Below are 22,285 nucleotides of genomic sequence, written 5' to 3' on the forward strand. Positions count from 1 at the left end.
GGACCTCCGCTTTCTTTTTCACAACTCTACTACCTAATAAATACTAGTCATATTTGCCGAATAAATCAAGTGATTTTGCAAAAAGTATCAATTTGAATATGGGAGTTTCTTCGCGTATCCTTCTTTATTGACTTGTCTAGCGCGTGCGATTGCCATCGCATGTTCAGGAACATCGTTAGTGATCGTCGAACCAGCAGCGATACATGTATTCTCTGCCACGTCTACTGGCGCCACAAGATTCGCATTTGACCCAATGAAACTATGGTCACCGACTGTTGTATGATGTTTTGCTTTTCCGTCATAATTGACAAAGACGACACCACACCCCACATTGATTTCTTCACCTAGTGTTGCATCCCCGACATACGTCAAGTGACCAACTTTTGTGTTTTTGCCTATTTTTGCATTTTTCACTTCTACAAAGTTGCCGATATGGACGCCTTCTGCAATTTCTGCTTTTGGACGTAAATGGGCATACGGTCCTACATCTGCTTTACTTTTGACCACACTGTGTTCGATCACTGAGTTTTCGATGACTACTTGGTCACCGATCTTGCTATCAACAATACGTGAATGTGCACCAATAAAACAATCTTCACCAATTTCTGTTTCTCCTTGGATCTGAACGCCCGCTTCGATCACTGTATCTGAACCAATCACAACATCTGCATCAATATACGTAGTTGCAGGATCAACCAAGCTAACGCCATTGACCATATGTTTTTTGTTGATTCTTTGGCGCATCAACTCGTTTGCTTTTGCTAGTGCCATACGATCATTGACACCCATACACTCATCGAAATCTTCCGTCTGATACGCAGCAACTGGATTTCCAGCATCTTTTAGGATCTCAACGATGTCTGTTAAATAATACTCGCCTTGTGCATTGTCTGTTCCTACTTTATTCAACGCTTCAAATAACGCTTTGTTATCGAAACAGTAAGTTCCTGTATTGATTTCTTGAACTAACGCTTCTTCTGGCGAAGCGTCTTTTTGCTCAACGATTTTTTCAACGATTCCTACATGGTCACGAATGATTCTGCCATAACCTGTCGGATCTTCTGCTTGTGCAGTCAAAATCGTAGCACTTGCATTTTTCCCTTGATGGTATTCAAACAAGTTGTTCAACGTCTCAGTTGTCAATAAAGGGGTGTCACCACTGATGACTAACGTCGTGCCTTCCTTACCTGCTAAAAATGAGGCTGCTTGTAGTACCGCATGACCCGTCCCAAGTTGTTCCGCTTGTAACGCATACTCGCTACGTTCGCCTAGCTGAGCTTTGACTTTCTCTGCACCGTGACCAACGATCGTCACGATTTGATCAGGGTTTGTCTCACTTACACGGTTGATGATGTGTTCGACCATCGGTTTCCCAGAAACAGGGTGTAGGACCTTGTATAGTTTTGATTTCATGCGAGTACCTTTACCCGCGGCTAATATGATTGCATAACGTGCATCCAAATGTGTCACTCCTAAATTACGATTTATTATTTTTAGTTTAGCCCAGTCGCTCTTTTTTTTCAACTAAACGTTCATTTTAGCAACCAGGACGCAAAAAAAGAAGAGACATCATCCATCGCCTCTTCTTTTTCCATAGCACCGCTATGTTCGTTGTTTTATTCTTCGAAATAGTTGCCTGGTACTACAGTGATATTTTTCGTTTTTGTATCCACATCTTTGACGTAAAGTAGCGACGTGTAGTCATTGATTGCGCGATGTCCGTTGAATTTTGACTCCGCAAACACAGTGATACCGACAAGCTCAGATTCAAATTCTTCAATCAAGCTCTTCATTCCGTTCACTGTTCCGCCGCCTTTCATAAAGTCATCGACGACAAGCACGCGAGAACCACGTTTCAAACTTCTTTTTGATAGTTCCATTTTTTCGATCCGTTCAGATGAACCTGAAACATAGTTCACACTCACTGTAGAACCTTCTGTAATCTTAGAGTCACGACGAACGATGACAAACGGTGCGTTCAAGTAATAGGAAACGGCTTGAGCGATTGGCACCCCTTTTGTGGCTACAGTCATTACAGCATCGATTTTTTCTCCTAAATATTTTGAGGCAATGATTTTCCCTACTTGACGTAATAGCTCAGGTTCTCCTAATAGATCAGATAAGTAAACATAGCCTCCAGGGAGTAAACGGTCTTGTTCAGACAAGCGCTCAGCTAGCGATTCAACATATTTCTTTGCTTCTTCGTAGGAAATCTCCGGAATGAATAGAACACCTCCGGCTGCACCAGGGATTGTTTCAAGCGTTCCGTAACCTCTTTCTTTAAATGTTTTTTTGATGATTCCCAAATCTTCACTGATCGAAGATTTAGCAGATTCATAACGTTCGGCAAAGCTTGTTAATGAAATCAATTCATGCGGATGATCTAATAAATACTGTGTCATATCGACAAGACGCTCACTGCGACGTACTTTCAAAAATTCCAGCTCCTTTTTCCAACAAATTTTATCGTGTTTCATTATATAAGTTTTTTCGGGAAAATTCGAGCATTTTATCCAAAATTAAGAAAATAGTTCGGTATTTATAAAAAAACAGGTAACTATTTAAGACATTTGTTTGTCTCAAATAACTACCTGTTTTAAAAATAGTGGTCTATTTTTTCCTTCTAATTCCTAATAAAATACGTTTACTCAAGTTGACTAATAAGAATAAAAAGATAAATACTAATGTGATAGTTGCCCCTGGCGGTGTATCCAAGTAGAACGAACTAGTTAACCCAGAAAGCATACCAATAAAACCAACGATGATACTGATCAATATAACAATATTGAAGCTTTTCCCTAAACGCATCCCGATTGCTGCTGGTAAAACCATAATAGCAGAAATCAGCAACGCGCCTGCTATCGGGATCATGACAGCGATTGCTACCCCAGTAATGATATTGAACATCATTGACATCCAACGAACTGGCAGCCCATCGACATGAGCGGTGTCTTCATCAAAGGTTAACACGTACATCGGACGTTTGAATAAGAAAAACAAAAGACCGATTACTGCAAACAAAATACCTAGGAATAGAACTTGTGGCCAAGTGATCGTCACAATCGATCCAAATAAATAAGATTGGATGCTCGTGGCAGAATTACCCCCACTCAAATTCATCAAAACTAATGCAAGCGCAAGTCCTCCTGCCATTAAGATCGCAATGGAAATCTCTGAATACGTACGATACATCGAACGTAGGTATTCTAAAATGATTGCAGCGATAACGACTACCACCATTGTGGTCATCGTTGGATTGAGATTGAGGAAAAATCCTAAGGCTACCCCTGCTAAAGAAACATGAGACAGTGTATCTGCCATCAACGATTGCCGACGTATCACTAAGAATACTCCTAACATTGGTGCGATTCCTGCAATAAAGATCGCAGCAAGAAATGCCCGCCTCATGAATTCATATGAAAGCAACGCCATTGAGAATCCTCCTTTCTCACTAAACGGATTTGTCGATCCGCATATTGTTTGATGTCTTCGTGATCATGAGTGATCATCAATACAGCTTTCCCATGGTCGTGTGCGCTATGGCGCAACAAACGATAAAATTCATTTCGTGATTCTTCATCCATTCCAGTAGTTGGTTCATCAAGTACAAATAAATCTGGATCAGTCGCAAAAATACGTGCTAAACTGATTCGTTGCTTTTGACCACCAGACAGCTCACCGATCCGACGATGACGCATATCCCACATACCAACAGATTCTAAGGCACGCTTGACATGCTCATGGTCTTTTTCGCTTAACCGTTTGAACCAACGACCTCTCGGATATCTGCCAGAACGTACTAATTCTAAGACTGTACTAGGAAAACCCGCATTAAAGGAAGAAACTTGTTGGGGAATGTACCCGATACTTAATTTGTCTCCGTCCTGATTTTTTCCTGCAATTTTGATGGTCCCTTTAGAGGGTTTCAATAACCCCAAAGAAGCTTTGATCAATGTAGATTTTGCCGCCCCGTTTTCACCAGTCAAAATCACAAATTCACCGGCATCTACATGATAAGAAACACCTTCTAACACAGGTTCTTCATCATAATAGAAAGTAAGATCAGCTATTTCGATATAACGCACATAGAGGACTCCCTTCCTTTACTTTATGCTTTCTTTTAATGCCTCTAGGTTTTTCTCCATGGTAGAAATGTAGGTTTCACCCGCTTTGATTTGTTCATTCGTCAAACTCTCAAGAGGATTAAGTACTTCAAGTTTTACACCTGTTTCCTTTGATAATGTCTCTGCTACTTTAGATGACGCATTTTCTTCAAAATAGATAACTTCGATTTTATTTTGATCGACAAAATCTTTCAATTCAGCCAATCGACTAGGCGTCGGCTCTTGATCCGGTGAAACTCCTGAGATGGCTACTTGTTTTAGGTCGTAGCGATTTGCTAAATAAGCAAAGGCAGCATGTTGCGTCACAAATGTTCGATTGGTTGCACCTTTTAATGCTTCTGTATAGTTCTGATCCAATGCTTCTAATTTTTTGATATAAGCTGCGGCATTTTGGTCAAATGTATCTTTCTTATCTGGATATTTCTTGCCGAGCTCTGTAGCAATCGTCTGTACTTCTTGGATCGCTAATGTTGGATCTAACCAAACATGAGGGTCATAGGCATGATCATGCTGATGTCCTTCTGATTCTTCGTGCTCTTCTTCATGCTCTTCTTGTGACTCTAGACGTTCAATTCCCTTAGCGGCTTCGATCATCAACGTTCGATCGGTATCGACCGTATCTTTCAATGAGTCAACAAAAAATTCCATATCTGAGCTGTTATAAACAAAAACATCTGCATCCGCAATGGTTGCACTTTGTTTGGCACTTGGCTCAAAATCATGGGGTTCCGTTCCTGCGGGGATCAATAATTCGACCTTCCCAGTATCACCAACGACTTCTTTCGTAAATTCATACATCGGGTAAAACGTTGCGACAACGTTCAACTCATCTTGTGCCGATTCTTGGGTTGTCTGTCCACACGCTGTAAATAGGAAAGCTCCTATTGCTAAAGATGCGGCTAATAAATATTTCTTCATATATGCTCCTTTCAAAACAAATCGTAATATTACGATTTATCAACGAGGATTAATGTACCAAATAAAAAAAAAACAGTCAATAGTTTAACCTGATTTTCTGATTTAAATGCAAACTTACCATGTAAATCGGAAAACAAATGAATTGCCCGTCATATCAACAACGAACGTAATTGTTTTCTTTCAACTTTGGTCAAAAAGTGGCTGTTCCACACTATTATTTTATGTCCCGAGAACAATGAACGATTGGTTGAGATTGATAACAAAAAAGAAGGTAACGATCCTTCATCTTCTAAAACGAAATCAGCGGGAAAGATGTCTGGAATATTAGTCCTCTCACATCTCCTAAAACTGAATAAACGGCAGAAACAGAAGTAACCTCTTCGAAAATAAGGCGCCATCCACAAAAATTTAAAAAACAATTTTCGTGGATGGCGCCTTATTTCTCGAGGCTAAACACTTCTATTCCGACCTCTTTTACCGCTTATTTTTCGAATCTGACTGCTTCCGTCATGACATCGTGTCTCTTTCATGCGTTTATAGCGTTCTGACAAGATAAACTTCCTCACAAAAACCTTTTAATCCGTTGTAGACGCGTTGTGCTCTGGAATAGTGTTGACAAAGGGCAAAAACAGTTGGTCCACTACCGCTCATCAGGGCCGCGTCTGCACCATATTTGATCATTCGCTCTTTGATTTGATAAATGACCGGATGGCGTTTTCCTGTCACATCTTCAAGACTATTCCCCATTTTCGTCAACATTTTTTGATAATCTTGTTGTCGAAGCGCATCAGCCAACCCAGGAATATCTTGATGTTGGATTTTTTGCGTATCGATTTCTCGAAAAACAGTTCGTGTCGAAACACTCATTTTAGGTTTTACCAAGATAATCCAGCAAGAGGGCATCGCTGGCAACAATTGGACGATTTCTCCCTTTCCGCCTACGTAAGCTGTTTGGCCATAAACACAGTAAGGAACATCTGTCCCCACTTCCAAGCCGATCTCTGCTAGTTCTTCTAAGCTACAGCCTAACTCCCATAACCGATTGATCCCTCGCAACGCGGCAGCACAATCTGTACTTCCACCACCTAGGCCAGCAGCGACAGGAATATTTTTTTTCACAACGATTTTTACGCCTTTTTTGATTTGATATTTCTTTTTCAACAACAAAGCTGCTTGATACACATTGTTACGCTGATCTACCGGTAAAAATGCTTTATTCGTTTCAACAATGATCCGATCTTCCGATAGCTCTTCAAAGAACAAGTGATCAGCTAAATCTACACTTGACATCACCATTTCCAACTCATGATACCCATCTAGTCTTTTATATAACACATCCAACCCTAAGTTTATCTTCGCTGGTGCTTTTTCAATCAATTCCATCCTCTCACCCATTCGAAAAGTCTAAGTCGAAAGTATTCTATCATAGGGGAAAATAAAAGTATAGCTTCCACCAACATACGTAAACACTTTCCTCACAGCTTTACAATCATTTTTACAATTCTGTCAGAACTTCTTCTGCTAGACTTGTTCCTTTTTCTTTCCCTTTGCCAATCAATAAGAAAAGCTGCCATGTGGCTAAAGTAAAACTACTTCCTTTCATATATGCAAAATAACGGCCTTCCCAATGAGTAACATACCTTTGTTTTTCTTCGTAAGCTAATTGGAATGAGTAAAAGAAATTCCCATAATTAAAGATGATCCTCATCACTTTTTCTTGTAAGAACGAGAAATCAGTTTCTCCGACATTTGCAAGTGGAGCCAGTCCCAGATTTGCTTCTGCATACCCATTTTTGCGATAGACATCCAATAGATTTGCAAGTAAGTAATCACCTAGACTATTCGGCTGGTTCGGCAGATACCGCAATAAATCATACCCCGCTTGGCGGTCATTGATTGGTTGAGATGTAATAAACCCAACGATTTTCTGCTCTTTCCGAACAATACCAATACCACTCATCAAGAGATAATCTTTCTCAAAATAACCAACAGAGAAATGCTTCTCACGAGAACCATCCAACCATTTTTGAGAAACTTCTTGGATCGGTTCGAGCAACTCTTCAGGTAATTGGTCATACCAAGTAAAATGGTAGCCCTCATTCGTCAAACGTTGTAATTCGATCTGCTTTGTGCGCCAGTGTAGCGCATCTGAAGAAAGATCAGTAATTGCTGCTTCGCCAACTTTTGCAAAGTGAAAACCCGCTTCGTGAAGCATGACGACATAACTTTCGGATACTTTATAAAAAGCTAATTCATAGCCAAAACAATCGGCTTTTTTCAAAAACTCATGCGTAGCTGTACGTATCTTCGTTGGATCACCAATCGGATCACCAAGAACAAAACATTTATTCCCTTTGATTTGGTAACCAAACACTACTTTATCTTGACCATTTTCCTGATAATAAAAATAAGTATATCCAGGTAAGTGCAGATAATGACTAGCTGCCGTTCCACCATAGGCGGTCAAAAGGCGATTTAAACGCATTTGATCCAGAGGTTCACCAAACCCTGTCTCTGAAGCTAAATATTGGTACAATGCAACTAACGCAAGTAATGAGATCCCTAAACCAATCAGTCCTGAAAACCAAACATCCTCAGATGGAAAGAGAATAAAGCGATTCGCAGTTAAATCACCTACCCAAAAACTTCCACGGTGATAGCCTGCGATTGCATAAACAATAAATAAAAAGCCAAACAAACACGCATCAAATATGATTGCTCCCCAAGAATAGACGAACTTTTCACGATAAAACTCTTTTCGGGATAACCACACCGCTAATAAAATCAAAAGGTATACAACAATCAATTCCCATGATAAGGTTCGCATCACAGTGTTGATGATGCCAAAAGCGAGTAAAGCAATCGTAGGAATAAATGCTTTTTTGACTTTCATCGCTAAAGCTCTAGCTAGTCCTAACAATAAGAACCCAACCAGCAGATTCAATGACTGATCTAAAAAATCAAACGAAAAGGGTAAGAGTATTTGAAACAACCGACTGACAGTCGAAAGATTCGTGATCGTTGAAAGTAAGACCATCATGATTCCCGCAAAATAAACGGCACACACTAACACCAAATGAGCAATTTTTTGAAAAAATAGTCGGGGAATATTATCTAAAAACCGATTGATTTTGACACCTGTGTGTGTCAAAAATAAAACGATCCCTGAAAGAAAGGGTAGAACATAATAGAACAAACGATAATAAAGTAACCAAACAAGTGCAACATCTTGCCGCACGCCAAGTTGACTCATTCCTAAGATCATCAGCACATCAAATGTTCCTACACCACCTGGCACCATCGTCAACATCCCAATCAATGTGGCAATGATAAACATAGGGTACAAGGACCATACAGAAATATCTACAGCCATCAAGCGCCCAATCAACAAGAAAACCACTAAGGCACCGGTCCATTGTCCAAAGGAAGCCAGCAACAAGCCCAGTAAGCCTTTAGGATAAAATTCTACAAATAGCGTTTTACGTTTCAAATAGGCAAACAAAAAGATAAGCGGTGCCAAAAAGCTTCCACCAAATAACCAAATCCAATAACTCCGAAACACACTATCTGTTTGAAGAAAGAAGACATTGATGAACGTCACTAATGACCAAATAGAAAGACCCGTCAATAGAAACAAAGCAACCTTAGAGACAGTTGCCAACACCATTTTTCGATTCGTATGCTTGCCATAAAAACTGGCGCGCAAGCTTGCTCCGACAATCCCTCCGAATCCTGCCAAGTTATTGATCGTATTCGTGATCCATGCAGATAACAAAAAGTCTTTACGACTCATTTTGGGCTTGCCTTGTTTTTCCAATACTCGAATCGTTACCCAATCATAAAGTAACATCGGCATCACACCAATCAAACCTGCTACTATCATCCATGCTAACGTGACATGACTTTGTTGTTCCATCGTGTGCCAGACATCTTGCCAACTCATCCCATTGGCAATGTTTGCGACTTGATTCGCCACAAAAACAAGGATCGATCCAAAGAAAATCAGCTTCAAAATCAACTGATGTACTTTCACCCACTGGATCATGATCTGTAATTTATTTTTCACCGGCACCCTTCCTCACCTGTAGACTTTCTAAACATATACACTCATGTTATCTTATTTACATTGATTTTTCCACTTTGGGCATTAGGTTGTGAAAAAGCTGTGAAGCTCCAAGTAGTAAGGCAGAACGTGGAAAAATAGCGCCTCATATTTTTTCACGTTTTGACTTACTATTGAAGGAGCTGGCTTTTTAATCGCTTTTATTCCCCCAGAAAAATCCGCCATTCACTAGCTTCACACTCACTGTCCTCCCCTTATGTATACTCTCCTTGACTTCTTCAAAATCAGTTCGTCTCTCGACTTGCAGGTTATGAGAAAAAAAGCTATGCTAAAAACCAAAGGAGAGGATTACATGAAAATCGGATTTATCGGTACAGGAAATATGGCACAAGCAATTATTCACGGTATCTTAGCAAATAATCTAGTGGCTAAAGAAGATATTTTTGTTTCAAGCGGTCATTATGAAAATGCCCAACGCTTTGCTGGTAAAGTTGGGGTCAATGCTTGTCAAACCAATCAAGAGATTGCTGAAAAAGCAGAAATCGTTGTTTTGGCAGTGAAACCAAAAATCATCGAACAGGTGTTAAATGAATTACGCGACCATCGTAAACAACAGTTGTTTATCTCAATTGCTTCAGGAAAATCGCTTGCAACACTAGAACAAGCACTGGATCCAGAAGCTGCTATCATTCGTGTGATGCCCAATGTCAACGTGAGTGTTGGCGCGGGTGTTTCTGCAATCTGCAAAAACCAAGCAGCAACAAATGAACAGTTGACACAAGCGACACAAATCTTTGAAGCGATTGGTAGTGTCTACCCTTTAGCAGAAGATGATTTCAGTACATTTATCGGATTGGCTGGAAGCTCCCCTGCTTTTATTTATATGTTGATCGATGCAATGGGACGTGCAGGTGTTTTACATGGACTACCTAAAAAAACAGCAACAGAAATTGCCGCTAAAGCGATTTTAGGTTCCTGCCAAAAGTTCCTAGCAAGCGATGAAAATCCTTGGGAATTAGTTGATCAAGTATCTTCTCCAGGCGGAACGACAGTTGCCGGTGTCGTCGCATTAGAAGAAGCTGGGTTTATCCCTGCAATCATCACAGGGATCACGAAAACAATCGAAAAAGATAAAGAAATGTTGTAAACGAAGAAGCGATGCAAGGATAGACTGAAAAAAAATAAAATTTAATATTGTTAAAACAAAACAAGCCGAAGAATCCTAAAACGCCTGTGCCTACTTCTGGATTCTTCGGCTTGTTTATATTGAACAATTGCTATTATTTCTTGTTTCGCTGTGTAAACAAAATTACCCCATATAAAATTAGTATTCCTACAAGTATTAATATAGCGTACAAAAAACGTGTAATCTCAAATTTTTCAACCCCAAATGAGCTTACTATTTTAGGTGGTAAGTAAAAACACAAGAAGAGAAGAACCACATATTGGATTTTTTTTATCCTAGTTTCATTCTTAAACGGTTTAACGGATAAAAATGGAACGCCAAAAACATAGCCTAAACCACTGGTTGATATTAGTATGGATTTATTTCCTTTCAATAAAAACTCAACCAAGCCGATAAAGACTAATACAAGTAAAAATATAACTAGTAATTTAACGATGTATTTCTTCATAAGGTTAGTCACATCGTTCGATGCTGCGTTCCATGATATACCGTCCATGAGTCATTCCATACTTCTCGAACATATAATCCAATCCAACCATTACCACTAGTGTCTAAAGCCGATGCAATGGCTGCTCCACTAGATAGACCATATGCCCCCATATACTCAAGTAAAAATTCTGCTGCAATTGTTGCAATACCAAATACACCAGCTGTAAAAGTAATTAAAGACGCAATCCCTATATTTACTAGCGACCCAAATATATTTTTCCCTACAGCTAAATTCGTATAATTCCATGAGGTATATTTCAGCCTTAGTAGATTATTTGAGAGATCATCTAACCCATTTTTTTCACTATTTTCGACTATCAATGGGTATTTTTCAGTTATTTGTCTATATTCACCATCATTATTTTTTTCTTTTTCCTCGACAATCACTTCACTACCTGTTCTTGTTACAGCCATTGTTTCTAATGTTTGTAAATTAGTAACCTCTGCGGCCAATACATTATTGTTTCTATCTAGCAACTGAATAATATGCTCATTGTTTTCATCGAATTGATTAATCTTAGCAGTATTCTTATAAGTGATAACCGCATCATTAAATAAATCCGTTTGATAAGATTTAGCCTCTGTCGTTGTTTTTTCTTGATACTCCGAGGCAAATACTGACTCATTAACTCCTAAAACCGAAAATACTATAACACTAGCTAACGTACTGATTGTGACAGATAAGGTAATGATTTTAGATTTAATCATTTATACTCCTCCAACAATATTTTGTGAGAAATCTCTCTAAATATTAAACCACATATTTAAAGCCCTGCATTAAATAATTTATGTTTTTTTATTATTGACACAATAAACGCAATAACATACTGATAAAAAACACTAAATCACTTGCTTACACCAGAAAAACAACTATAAAATAGTTATTTTAAAATTAAATAATAACAATAATATATAAAAATCCTTGTAAATTCACTTTTTTCTGTTACCTTAGAACTGAATAAACGCCGAGAACATCCGTAACCTCTTCGAGAATAAGACTGCACATTTTTATGCTTACTGTCTTAGTAATCGAAGAGGTTGTTCTTCATATTTTAGCTGATACTTACAGTAGTAAAATTATACTTTATCTCTATGCTATTTTTTTTGGCTAGTGTCCTTTACTGTTCGTTTTACAGACTAACCTGTTTTCCCTTCACGATAGACTGCTGGTAAGTGATTGTCGCGTTGGTCTCTTTACTAACCTTTTTGCCATGACTTATGATCTTTGCAGAATCTACCGCTCCATCTCTTGTTTGAGCAGGTACTTCTGTCGACATTTTGGTACTGCTTGTTTCTTTTCTAAACGTTTAGCTTGTTCAATCACTAAAAAAACACCTGTTTGCATCGTCGTTGCACCACTAAACAGCTTACTATCTCCTAATCCTTCTTCTTTTGTCTCTCTTTTGACGCGGGGGTTATCGTGGAACTCATTTTTATCCTCACCCCCTCTCATGATCCTTGCAAAATTCGCTACTTCATCTCTTATTTGAGTAGATCTTGTCGGCGTCATTTCAGACAATTCTTGCTTTTTTTCTAAATCTTTGGTTTGTTCTAAAACAAAGAAATTAACTGTTTGCATCATTGCTAACACAGTGAATAGCTTGCCATCTCCCATTTCCTCTGCCTTTGTTTTTCTTTTGACACACGGTTGGTTATAGAACCTATTTTGATTGGCAAAATCTCTTATAATCGTTGCAAGCAATTGAGCATCCGTCAATTTGAACTTAGTAAATAATAAAGGGTCTGTTTGAAATGCTTTGATGACAGTTTTTTTAGATGACTGAGGGGCATTTTGCTTTTTTGCTACCGCTGTAACAAATTGATCAAAATTAGGAGGTTCAAAATACTCTGCGTAGCGTGCAAGAAAATCATCTTTCACATTTTGTCCACTCAGCAAAAATCCAGTAGACGTTAGCCCATATTTAACAATATCATATGTTCCTGAAACAATATGTGTGGTTTCATGTGTGATCGTTCTCTCTGGAGGTACTGCCATTTGGATTCCTTGTAAAATTTCTGGTCTTTTATGGAAAGCATCCGCTACAATAACGATGCGACACTCAGCATCTTCTTTCAATACAAAGGCATAGGCTTTCGGATCATCATTACTAATGGAATAATAGGCATGTGTCTTCTCATCTAGCACAAAATCAGTCGAAACGACCCAAATATTTTCAAATCCCCAGTCTGCTGTTCGACGCAAACATTGTTCGCCTTTTGTTGCGATCGAAAGAAGTCGCTCGACTGATTCCTTTAAAATCTTCTCTTATTGAAAAGAAGGTGGTATATCAAGGAATTTTCTTAAGTATTGACCTTCGACTGTTTCTGCGATTTTATCTACTTTTAATAATTCTAAACACACATCTTTGACTAAAGTCAATAAAAAAAATGACCCAACAGACTAATCTAATCTGTTGGGTCATCCTATATTTTAACTATTTTTTATTTCGCATAATCGGTTGCACGAGTCTCTCGGATCACGATTACTTTGATGTGTCCTGGGTAATCCAGATCATCTTCGATGCGTTTACGGATATCGCGTACTAAGCGTACCGCGTCTAAATCAGAGATTTCTTCTGGTTTGACCATGACGCGTACTTCACGTCCGGCTTGGACAGCAAAACTTGATTCAACACCGGCAAAGCTGTTTGAGATCGTTTCTAGGCTTCTCAAACGACGGATATAGTTTTCCAATGATTCGCTTCTTGCACCTGGGCGAGCTGCTGATAATGCGTCTGCAGCGGCAACTAGGACGGAAATAACAGAAGTCGCTTCGACATCGCCATGGTGAGAGGCGATCGCATTGATCACAACTGGATTCTCTTTGTATTTCGCTGCTAGTTCTGCACCGATCTCAACATGTGAGCCTTCAATTTCATGGTCTAATGCTTTCCCGATATCATGCAGCAATCCCGCACGTTTCGCCAATTGGATATCTTCGCCTAACTCCGCTGCTAAGATTCCTGATAATTTCGCTACTTCGACCGAGTGTTTCAACACGTTTTGGCCATAACTTGTTCGGAAATGTAGACGACCCATGATCTTGATCAAATCTGGATGAAGCGTATGTGCGCCGACTTCAAAGGCTGCTTCTTCTCCATATTCTCGAATCCGTTCGTCCATTTCTTTGCGTGATTTTTCAACCATTTCTTCAATACGCGCTGGATGGATCCGTCCATCTTGAATCAGTTTTTCTAATGTCATTCGTGCGATTTCTCGACGAATTGGATCAAATCCTGAAAGAACGACTGCTTCTGGTGTATCATCAATGATCAAATCGATCCCTGTAAGGGTCTCAAGGGTCCGAATGTTTCGTCCTTCACGTCCGATGATACGACCTTTCATTTCGTCATTTGGCAATGTCACGACAGACACTGTCGTTTCAGAAACTTGATCTGCTGCACAACGTTGGATAGCCAATGAGAGCAAGTTCTTCGCTTTGCGATCTGCTTCTTCTTTTGCACGTTGTTCTGATTCTTTTACCATCAAGGTCAGTTCATGATTCAACTCTTCTTCGGTTGATTTCATGATTACTTCTCTTGCATCTTCTTTCGATAAACCAGCAATTTTTTCTAATTCTTTTTGTTGATCTTCAATCAATCTTTCAACGTCTTTTTCTCGCTCTTCAATTAATTGCTGTTTTGAACTAAGTGCCTCTTCTTTACTTTCAAGTGAGTTTTCTCGTTTTTCTAACGAGTCATCTTTACGATCTAACGTTTGTTCGCGTTGGATCAATCGATTTTCTTGAGATTTTAGCTCTAATTTACTTTCTCTCAGCTCACTTTCAACTTCAGAACGATATTTCTGATTTTCTTCCTTAGCTTCCAACAATGCTTCTTTTTTTAGAGTTTCTGCTTCTTTTTTTGCACCTTCAAGAATACTTGCAGCTGATGTTTTTGCACCAGCAATTTCTTTCTCATGACGTGACTTCGCAACCATAAACCCTAAACCAAGACCGACAATTAAACCGATGATAGCGAGGAGAATGTTGAGTCCCATTAAATCCACCTCCATACTATCTTTTCCATTTTTATCATCTACCAATTTCTATGATAAATTATTCTAAACTATAAATATGCTGTTGCATATGTGCATAAAAACCTGCACAAGTTTATTCTAATGTTTGTTTCCAGTAGTGTCAACTTTAAATACGAAAAGAAACGGCTTCCTCATTTTTCAAAAAAGGGAGGTTTTGAGCGAGTGATAACTTATTTTTTTGTGCTTATTCTAGAGAAAAATAAAAAAACATCCGGTAGTTATTAGACTACCGGATATCCGCTTATTTCTTTATTCATCTAGTGGTAATTCTTCTTGTGCTTCTTCTGGTACATCAACTGGTTCACCGATGCCATAAGCTGCACGCACTAATGTAGATACTTCAGCCATCATCTCTGGATGATTTGACATATAGATTTTCGCGTTTTCACGACCTTGACCAATACGATCTTCTTTGTAAGAATACCATGCACCACTCTTGTCAACGATATCTTTTTCAACTGCCATATCCAATAGCTCGCCTTCTTGAGAGATACCTAAGCCATACATGACATCGACTTCAGCGATTTTGAATGGTGGCGCTACTTTATTTTTTACGACTTTGATCTTTGTACGGTTACCGACAATGTCCGTTCCTTGTTTCAATTGTTCAGCACGACGTACTTCCAAACGGATCGTTGCATAGAACTTCAGCGCACGTCCTCCTGGTGTGATTTCTGGATTACCGAACATCACGCCAACTTTTTCACGAATTTGGTTGATGAAAATCGCGATCGTTTTTGTTTTGTTGATCGATCCTGACAGTTTACGTAAGGCTTGAGACATCAAACGAGCTTGTAACCCTACGTGTGAGTCACCCATCTCACCGTCGATCTCTGCACGTGGTACTAAAGCTGCTACTGAGTCGATAACGACAATATCTACTGCACCACTTGATACTAAAGCATCAGCGATTTCTAATCCTTGTTCTCCTGTATCCGGTTGAGAAAGGAGTAATTCATCGATATTTACCCCTAATTTTTGGGCATATTGTGGATCTAAGGCATGTTCCGCATCAATAAAGGCGGCAGTCCCACCATTTTTTTGGACTTCTGCGATTGCATGAAGTGCAACCGTTGTTTTACCTGAACTTTCTGGACCGTAGACTTCAATGATCCGTCCACGAGGATAGCCACCTATCCCTAAAGCAACATCTAGTGCAAGAGAACCACTTGGAATTGTCGAGATTTGTTGGTCGATTTTTTCGCCCAGTTTCATGATCGAACCTTTCCCATAGTTCTTTTCAATTTTTTTCAATGCAGCATCTAAGGCTGCTTTACGATCATCTGCCAATACGATAATCCTCCTTATTTTTACGACTCAAAGTAACATTTCATTACGTTTATAATATCTTTTTTATTTATAAAAAGCAAGCGAAAACCGAACAAATATTCGCATTTATTTTTTTCTTAATAGTTGCTTTCTTAGCAGATCAAATCCTTGCATAATCGCGCTATTTCTGATTGCCGAACGGTCTCTTGTGAAGTGACATTCTTTTGTTTCTACGCCTTCTTTTGATGCAACGGCAAGCCAAACTGTACCCGCAGGATGTCCTTCTAATGTGTCGGGTCCCGCTACGCCAGTAAACGCTACGGCATAATCTGTACCAACGAGTTGGCGTGCTCGAATCGCCATTTGTTCGGCGCATTCTTTACTGACTGTGCCAAACTGCTCTAACAGGTCTGGATCGATGCCTAAGAGCTTTGCTTTGGTCTCTGCTGAATAAGTCACAAAACCACCAGAAAAGACTTGAGAGACGCCAGGAATCGCTCCTAGTGCGGATTGAAAGCCTCCGGCTGTCAAACTCTCAACTGCTGTGACTGTCTTCCCCTGTTCTTTCAGTAGATCCACGACGGCTTGTGGCAACGAATAGTCATCCCCATAGCCATAAAAATATTCACCGACACGGGCTTGGATTTTTTCTTCTAGTGCGTGCAACGCTTGATTCCCTGCATGGATGTCTGACGTTTTGACGGTCAATCTCAGTGTGACTTCATTTGGTTTGGCATAAGGAGCAATCGTGGGATTGATTTGTGTAGCAATCAAGTCTTTTAGATCGGTTACTAATTGTGATTCACCAATGCCATAGAAGCGCAACACTTTTGAGATCAGTTTTTCTTCTGAAGGGAATTGTTGTTCTAACAAGGGGCGTACTTGTTCTACAAACATCGGCTTCAACTCACTCGGTGGCCCAGGAAGTAAAAGATAGGCATTGCTTTTCGTTTGATAAAACGTGCCTAACGCTAAGCCAGTTCGATTAGGTAATGGTGTGCCACCTTCAATGATTTGGGACTGTTGTAAATTGTTATCCGTCATTTTTCTTTTTGTCGTTTCGAAAAATGCCAACAGTTTCTTGTAACCTTCTGTATTTTGGATCAGTTTTCTATCAAGGTGTTTTGCAACAACTTCTTTTGTTAAATCATCTTCTGTTGGTCCTAATCCACCACATAAAATGATTAGTTCACTTCTTGATTCAGCTAACTGGAGTAACTCCTCCAAACGAGTCGGATTATCCCCGACAACTGTGTGATAATAGACATCGATTCCTAGATCTGCTAACTGTTCTGATAAAAATGTCGCATTCGTATTCACGACTTGTCCAAGTAATAATTCTGTTCCTACTGCTATGATTTCAGATTTCATATTTGATCGCTTCCTTTAGTTGAGGTTGCTTTTGCAACATCTCTATTTATCTGTAAATCAGTCTTTGTTCGACTAATTATCTCTACCAAATAGTATACGCTATTTGCTGATAGAATCATTTCTCCTTGCTCAATTTATTCTTGTGATTGCGTCTATGTCAAAAAAATAAAAATCAGACCGGAAATGACCGATCTGATTGCAAGGTTCACTAAGTGACTCTATGATTTTACATGGATCCTTTGAATACGCCACGATTCTTGATAAAGTAATCGACACCTGAATAGATGGTAAAAATCAGACAAGCGTATAACATGATTTGATCAAGGGGTACATTGATCAAGTTGAATGGGATATTATTGATGAATAATAAAATGATCGCAATCATTTGAGTAGCTGTTTTTACTTTTCCAGGCCAAGCAGCTGCCATGACTTCCCCGTCCTCGACAAGCAATAATCGTAACCCTGTTACAGCCAACTCACGACAAACGATGATCGCAATCACCCATGCTGGCGCTTTTCCTTGACCTACCAACATGATAAAAGCTGTCATAACTAACATTTTGTCTGCTAATGGATCAGCAAATTTTCCGAAGTTCGTCACTAATCCTCTGGAGCGAGCAATTTTCCCATCTAGCCAATCCGTCACACTTGCTAAAGCAAAAATGATGGCACCTACTAGCTGAGTGATCGCTAATGACGTTGTTCCTACCGTTAATTGCCCCCAATCTAACGGAAGGCCGACGACTAAAATAAACACTGGAATCATACAGATTCTAAGTACAGTTAATTGATTTGGTAAATTCACAAGAACGACTCCTTTCTTTCCTATTTTACGTCAGTCCAGCAAAAGTTTCCACCAATAGTCTCTCAATTGCTAAACAAATCTTCCACTACATTATAACCTACTATCTAAACAAGAAAAGAGAGCCCAACACGAGATTCCGGCTCTCTTTTACACGGTTGATGTTTAAACTAGTTATTCTGCATACTGCAAGGAAAGCGAAATATTCTTCAGACTCGTATTATTTGGGCCTGCGTTGATAGGCAGTTCTTCACCATTTAATTTGACCGTTGCATTACTCGCTGCTCCAAGTGTGATCATTGCATTTGTCGTATTTTCTGGAAGTTCTGTTGTTTTTGTATCATTGACAACCAAGGTTTCTTGATAGTGATAGTCAAACGTATTGTTCAATTGGACACCAATCCAGACACGTTCACTTGCTGTAAATTCCAATGTGATCGGTTTTTTCGCATCTTTTACCTCGATTGAAAGCGCACTTCCTGTGTCTTGTCCCGGTGTGATGATCATTTTTTTCTCTTCTTCTGTTGATTTTGTTGTCGATTCCACGGTCGATTCAACCGTTGATTCACTTGACTCCGGTTCTTCTTCCGTGATCGAACCATCGACAGATACCGTTGAAGCTGTTCCACCAATGATCGGCTCCGATTGACGGTCTTGCCATGACATATATGCCACTACTGTGATAATTGCTACAGCGACTAATCCTAATAAAATCACTGGCAGACTTGTCCAGAATTTTGTTAGATTCTTTTCTTCTTCGTGCATGGCTTTTCTTGAACCACTCACTGTTTCTGGTTCTGGTCGTTTTTTGATGGTCTCATCTGCGAAAGATTTTTTCCCATCAAAAACATCCACTAAATAATCACCATCTTCACCAACAGCTTCTGCATATTGACGAATAAATGCACGAACATAAAATTTACCTGGCAATTGATCAAATTCGTTTTGATCGATCGATTCCAAGTAACGTTTTTGGATCTTCGTCATTTGTTGTAATTCATCTAATGATATTTTTTTGTTTAAACGGGCTTGCCGTAATTTTTCCCCGATGGTTTCAAAAGCCACTCGTTCATCTTCTCCAGTCTGTGTATTCTAGTCAGAAGGTGCTTTCTCTACTGAGGATCGACCATTTTTTCTGACTGCTTCTCATTGAATTTTTGCTTTATTCATGCTCAATGTATAGTGTTCCCTCTATATTGATCAATCTTGCACTCAATCTACTTAAGAATACCACAAAGCGAACTTACTTTGGACAACATTTCATCTGTTTTAAAGTGAAATTTAAAACTTTCTTTTATTCTTACAAAAAGCATGACGAAACAGCGAGTATGTCCAATAAATTCAGAGTTTTTTTACTGTTTCACTTTTTTGGCTGCATATAAAATTCACTAAACACATCAGCATTGATAAAAGAGCGTCCTACTTGAAGAAGATCCGTCATCTGGATTGATTCAATGATTTCTGGCAAATCAAACAATGTTTGGTCACCAAATAGACTTTGTGTAAATTGATTGGCGATGTATTCGATGGAGTTCAATGATTGGAAATACTGCCCTAACATTTTCTTTTTCAATAAGTTCAAGTTTTCTTCTGTGATTCCTTCGTCATGTTCAAAGTTCAATAGAATCTCTTTTATTTTTTTTACTGCTAGTTTTGGTTGGTCCGAATCGCCACTGAAGTCAGCAAAATGAAATTCACGATCTAAACTAAACTCAAAGCCAAAACTATCATCAATAATTCCTTCGTTGTAAAGGGCTAAATAGTTTTGTGCAGTTGGGCCTAAAAGTAATTGTAGTAACAAACGAATCGCTGTTTTATATCTGAGCAATTCTCTCCCATTTTCAGGTAACACATCGATTCCTTTGATCCCTAACACAAATTTTTCTCGTGTGATCGCTGCTTCTAAGGTACTTATCGGCAGAACATCTGCTTGATTTTCGGGAAAGAATCGTTCGATTTTTTGAGCGGGTGGAAATTCTTTGGTAGCTTGATTGTGGCGAATTTGCTCCATCAACTGTTCTGGTTCCAAATTACCAACTACAAATAACACCATATTGCTTGGTTGATAAAAGGTGCGATAGCAAGTATATAGATCCTCTGCTGTGATGTCAGCAATACTTTCCACCGTTCCTGCAATATCAATGTGTAATGGATGATTGGGGTATAGATTGTTTAAGATACCAAAGAATAACCGCCAATTCGGATCGTCTTCATACATCTGGATTTCTTGACCAATGATCCCTTTTTCTTTGTTGACTGTTTCTTCAGTAAAATAAGGTGCTTGAACAAAATCAAGTAAGGTCAAAAGATTCTTTTCTACCTGATCTGTCGTTGAAAACAAATAGCTGGTTTTTGTAAAGCTCGTGAACGCATTCGCTGATGCTCCTTGTTGACCGAACAACTGGAACACATCGCCTTCTTCTTTTTCAAATAACTTATGTTCCAAGAAATGCGCGATCCCATCAGGAACTTTCACTTTTTCCGTTGCATCATAGGGAATAAATTCATTGTCGATCGACCCATAGTTCGTACTGAATAAACCGTATGTTTTGTGATAATCGTTTTTTGGTAACAAGTAAACCGTCAAACCATTCGGTAAGACTTCGTGATACAGTGTTTCATTGATTTGACTGTACTCTGCTTTATGCATTCTCTTCACCTCCAGCTAAAAAGAAAATTGCTTGTAATTCGATTTGGTTTGCCACTTCTTGAATATCTTCGATCGTTACACGTTCCATGCGAGCCAGCCATTCCTCGTCCGATAGTTCAGTATCAGGAAGCCAGTGTGCTAAATAAGCGGATTCGATTGCAGCTTGTGGCGAATCCAAAGACAACAAATAGTGATTACGTAACATTGCCTTGGTTTGTTCAAGCTCCAATTCAGTGACTTCGCCATTTTGTAAACTTGCCAGTTGTTGATGGATCAAGTGCAAGACTTGATTACGATTTTTGGTCTCAATGCCTGTTTGTACAGTCAATAACCCACGAAAAGTATCAACGTTGCTAGACGCATAATAAGCTAAGCTTTCTTTTTCACGTACATTCATGAAAAGTTTGGAGTGAGGGAAGCCTCCGAATAAGCCATTAAAGACCATCAATGAAAAACGTTCTGGCTGATCGTAATAAACATTGGTTTGATAGGCTAGGTTCAGTTTGGCTTGCACCACTGGTTCTTGGATTTGTCGTTCCTTGATCACGTTGTTTTGTGTTTGTTGATAAAAGATTTCTGGTCGTACCACTTTTCGCTCAGTGAAAGGAAGCTCTTTTAACGCTTCGATTGCCATTGTTTCTTCGATATCACCCACTACAAAAATATCCACTTGGTCTTCTTTGATCATACGTGCATAATATTCTGCTAAGGCACTTGATGTGATATTTTCGAGTTCTTCAACGGACCCCATACTTGGGATTTTTTGTGCATCTGACTGTTCAAAATATAATTCTTGTAATGCTAATGAAGCCATTGTTTGCTTATCTTCATTTAAGCTTTCCAAATATTGCTTTAAGTTATTTTTCTCTAAATCAAATGTTGCTTGATCAAATGTTTGATTTTTGATGTTAGGGAAGAATAATACCTCTTTTAAAAAGGAAACGGCATTCGTCAAAATCGTGCTGTCATTGACATACGCACCATTGACGAAACTGATTCCCGCATTCATCCAATGTAGATTGCCTTTTTTCCGAACAGAAAAACCGAAACCAGCTCCATACAAATCAGCTAATTTTGCACTTAATTGTGTCTGATCCGGATAGTTCAAGCTATTCGTCTCTAATAAACTACTCAGTAATGAACGTTTGGTGACGATGTCTTTTTCTAAGGCTGTGGTGAACCGTACAAAAATACGGATCGTTTTAAATTGTTTGGTTGGTAGCACATGAAGGTTGACACCTTCTGTCAATTGATAGGCCATAAATAACTACTCCTTTTTGTCATGATCCTTGGATCTCTTAGCGATGATCGTTGTTGTTTCAACGACATAAAAGTTCTCTTTTTTTGTCCAATTTTTTTAAAAGTCACTTTCTAG

18 protein-coding genes are annotated in these 22,285 nt (G+C 39.1%); 1 reads left to right on the forward strand and 17 read right to left on the reverse strand.

Annotated elements, in window-relative coordinates:
• Window positions 1–87: 87 nt before the first annotated feature.
• The 7 genes from glmU to mprF form a co-directional block, all read right to left on the reverse strand.
• Complete coding sequence (gene glmU / locus IGJ95_RS13680; protein WP_153830574.1) at window positions 88–1,461, reverse strand: bifunctional UDP-N-acetylglucosamine diphosphorylase/glucosamine-1-phosphate N-acetyltransferase GlmU; 1,374 nt, start codon at window positions 1,459–1,461, stop codon at window positions 88–90.
• Between the two features lie 155 nt (window positions 1,462–1,616).
• On the reverse strand, window positions 1,617–2,435 hold the full coding sequence (gene purR / locus IGJ95_RS13685; protein WP_010734088.1) for a pur operon repressor: 819 nt from the start codon (window positions 2,433–2,435) through the stop codon (window positions 1,617–1,619).
• Window positions 2,436–2,610: 175 nt separating this feature from the next.
• Window positions 2,611–3,432, reverse strand: coding sequence for a metal ABC transporter permease (locus tag IGJ95_RS13690; protein ID WP_019722358.1), 822 nt, complete (start codon window positions 3,430–3,432; stop codon window positions 2,611–2,613).
• On the reverse strand, window positions 3,405–4,085 hold the full coding sequence (locus IGJ95_RS13695; RefSeq protein ID WP_010734086.1) for a metal ABC transporter ATP-binding protein: 681 nt from the start codon (window positions 4,083–4,085) through the stop codon (window positions 3,405–3,407). The genes IGJ95_RS13690 and IGJ95_RS13695 overlap by 28 nt, the downstream gene beginning before the upstream one ends.
• A gap of 18 nt (window positions 4,086–4,103) precedes the next feature.
• Entirely contained in the window at window positions 4,104–5,042 is a 939-nt protein-coding gene (locus IGJ95_RS13700; protein WP_108145309.1) for a metal ABC transporter substrate-binding protein, read from the reverse strand.
• 534 nt (window positions 5,043–5,576) lie between these two features.
• The gene (ispE, locus tag IGJ95_RS13705; protein WP_438762122.1) at window positions 5,577–6,425 is read right to left on the reverse strand and encodes a 4-(cytidine 5'-diphospho)-2-C-methyl-D-erythritol kinase; all 849 of its coding nucleotides are present in this window, start codon (window positions 6,423–6,425) and stop codon (window positions 5,577–5,579) included.
• A gap of 112 nt (window positions 6,426–6,537) precedes the next feature.
• A complete protein-coding gene (gene mprF, locus IGJ95_RS13710; RefSeq protein ID WP_324186894.1) occupies window positions 6,538–9,108 on the reverse strand; it encodes a bifunctional lysylphosphatidylglycerol flippase/synthetase MprF in 2,571 nt (856 codons plus the stop codon).
• 349 nt (window positions 9,109–9,457) lie between these two features.
• Here mprF and proC point away from each other — a divergent pair, with 349 nt between their 5' ends.
• Window positions 9,458–10,252 carry a pyrroline-5-carboxylate reductase gene (gene proC, locus IGJ95_RS13715; RefSeq protein ID WP_010734082.1) on the forward strand — a complete coding sequence of 265 codons (795 nt, stop codon included), beginning with the start codon at window positions 9,458–9,460 and terminating at the stop codon, window positions 10,250–10,252.
• 133 nt (window positions 10,253–10,385) lie between these two features.
• On the opposite strand, the gene IGJ95_RS13720 is transcribed toward proC, so the two are convergent.
• The 10 genes from IGJ95_RS13720 to yfmF all read right to left on the reverse strand — a co-directional run bounded on the left by IGJ95_RS13720 (window position 10,386) and on the right by yfmF (window position 22,171).
• A complete protein-coding gene (locus IGJ95_RS13720; RefSeq protein ID WP_438762125.1) occupies window positions 10,386–10,739 on the reverse strand; it encodes a hypothetical protein in 354 nt (117 codons plus the stop codon).
• Window positions 10,740–10,747: 8 nt separating this feature from the next.
• Window positions 10,748–11,488 carry a hypothetical protein gene (locus tag IGJ95_RS13725; RefSeq protein ID WP_153830572.1) on the reverse strand — a complete coding sequence of 247 codons (741 nt, stop codon included), beginning with the start codon at window positions 11,486–11,488 and terminating at the stop codon, window positions 10,748–10,750.
• 526 nt (window positions 11,489–12,014) lie between these two features.
• Window positions 12,015–12,983, reverse strand: coding sequence for a hypothetical protein (locus tag IGJ95_RS13730; protein ID WP_137072960.1), 969 nt, complete (start codon window positions 12,981–12,983; stop codon window positions 12,015–12,017).
• A 239-nt stretch (window positions 12,984–13,222) separates the two neighbouring features.
• Entirely contained in the window at window positions 13,223–14,779 is a 1,557-nt protein-coding gene (gene rny, locus IGJ95_RS13735; RefSeq protein WP_010734077.1) for a ribonuclease Y, read from the reverse strand.
• 288 nt (window positions 14,780–15,067) lie between these two features.
• Window positions 15,068–16,108 (reverse strand): recombinase RecA, encoded by a 1,041-nt coding sequence (gene recA / locus IGJ95_RS13740; protein ID WP_010734076.1) that lies wholly within the window; start codon window positions 16,106–16,108, stop codon window positions 15,068–15,070.
• 105 nt (window positions 16,109–16,213) lie between these two features.
• Window positions 16,214–17,458, reverse strand: coding sequence for a competence/damage-inducible protein A (locus IGJ95_RS13745; protein ID WP_023520517.1), 1,245 nt, complete (start codon window positions 17,456–17,458; stop codon window positions 16,214–16,216).
• A 226-nt stretch (window positions 17,459–17,684) separates the two neighbouring features.
• Window positions 17,685–18,263 carry a CDP-diacylglycerol--glycerol-3-phosphate 3-phosphatidyltransferase gene (gene pgsA, locus IGJ95_RS13750; RefSeq protein WP_019723896.1) on the reverse strand — a complete coding sequence of 193 codons (579 nt, stop codon included), beginning with the start codon at window positions 18,261–18,263 and terminating at the stop codon, window positions 17,685–17,687.
• Between the two features lie 171 nt (window positions 18,264–18,434).
• On the reverse strand, window positions 18,435–19,325 hold the full coding sequence (locus IGJ95_RS13755) for a helix-turn-helix domain-containing protein (RefSeq protein ID WP_438762127.1): 891 nt from the start codon (window positions 19,323–19,325) through the stop codon (window positions 18,435–18,437).
• A 295-nt stretch (window positions 19,326–19,620) separates the two neighbouring features.
• The gene (gene yfmH, locus IGJ95_RS13760; RefSeq protein ID WP_023520520.1) at window positions 19,621–20,910 is read right to left on the reverse strand and encodes an EF-P 5-aminopentanol modification-associated protein YfmH; all 1,290 of its coding nucleotides are present in this window, start codon (window positions 20,908–20,910) and stop codon (window positions 19,621–19,623) included.
• Window positions 20,903–22,171: an EF-P 5-aminopentanol modification-associated protein YfmF gene (yfmF, locus tag IGJ95_RS13765; RefSeq protein WP_019723893.1), complete on the reverse strand. Its 1,269-nt coding sequence runs from the start codon at window positions 22,169–22,171 to the stop codon at window positions 20,903–20,905. Before yfmF ends, yfmH begins: the two co-directional genes overlap by 8 nt.
• Between the last annotated feature and the right edge of the window lie 114 nt (window positions 22,172–22,285).

Origin of the sequence: Enterococcus sp. AZ156 (assembly GCF_051714165.1) — a bacterium.
Lineage (GTDB): Bacteria > Bacillota > Bacilli > Lactobacillales > Enterococcaceae > Enterococcus_B > Enterococcus_B pernyi.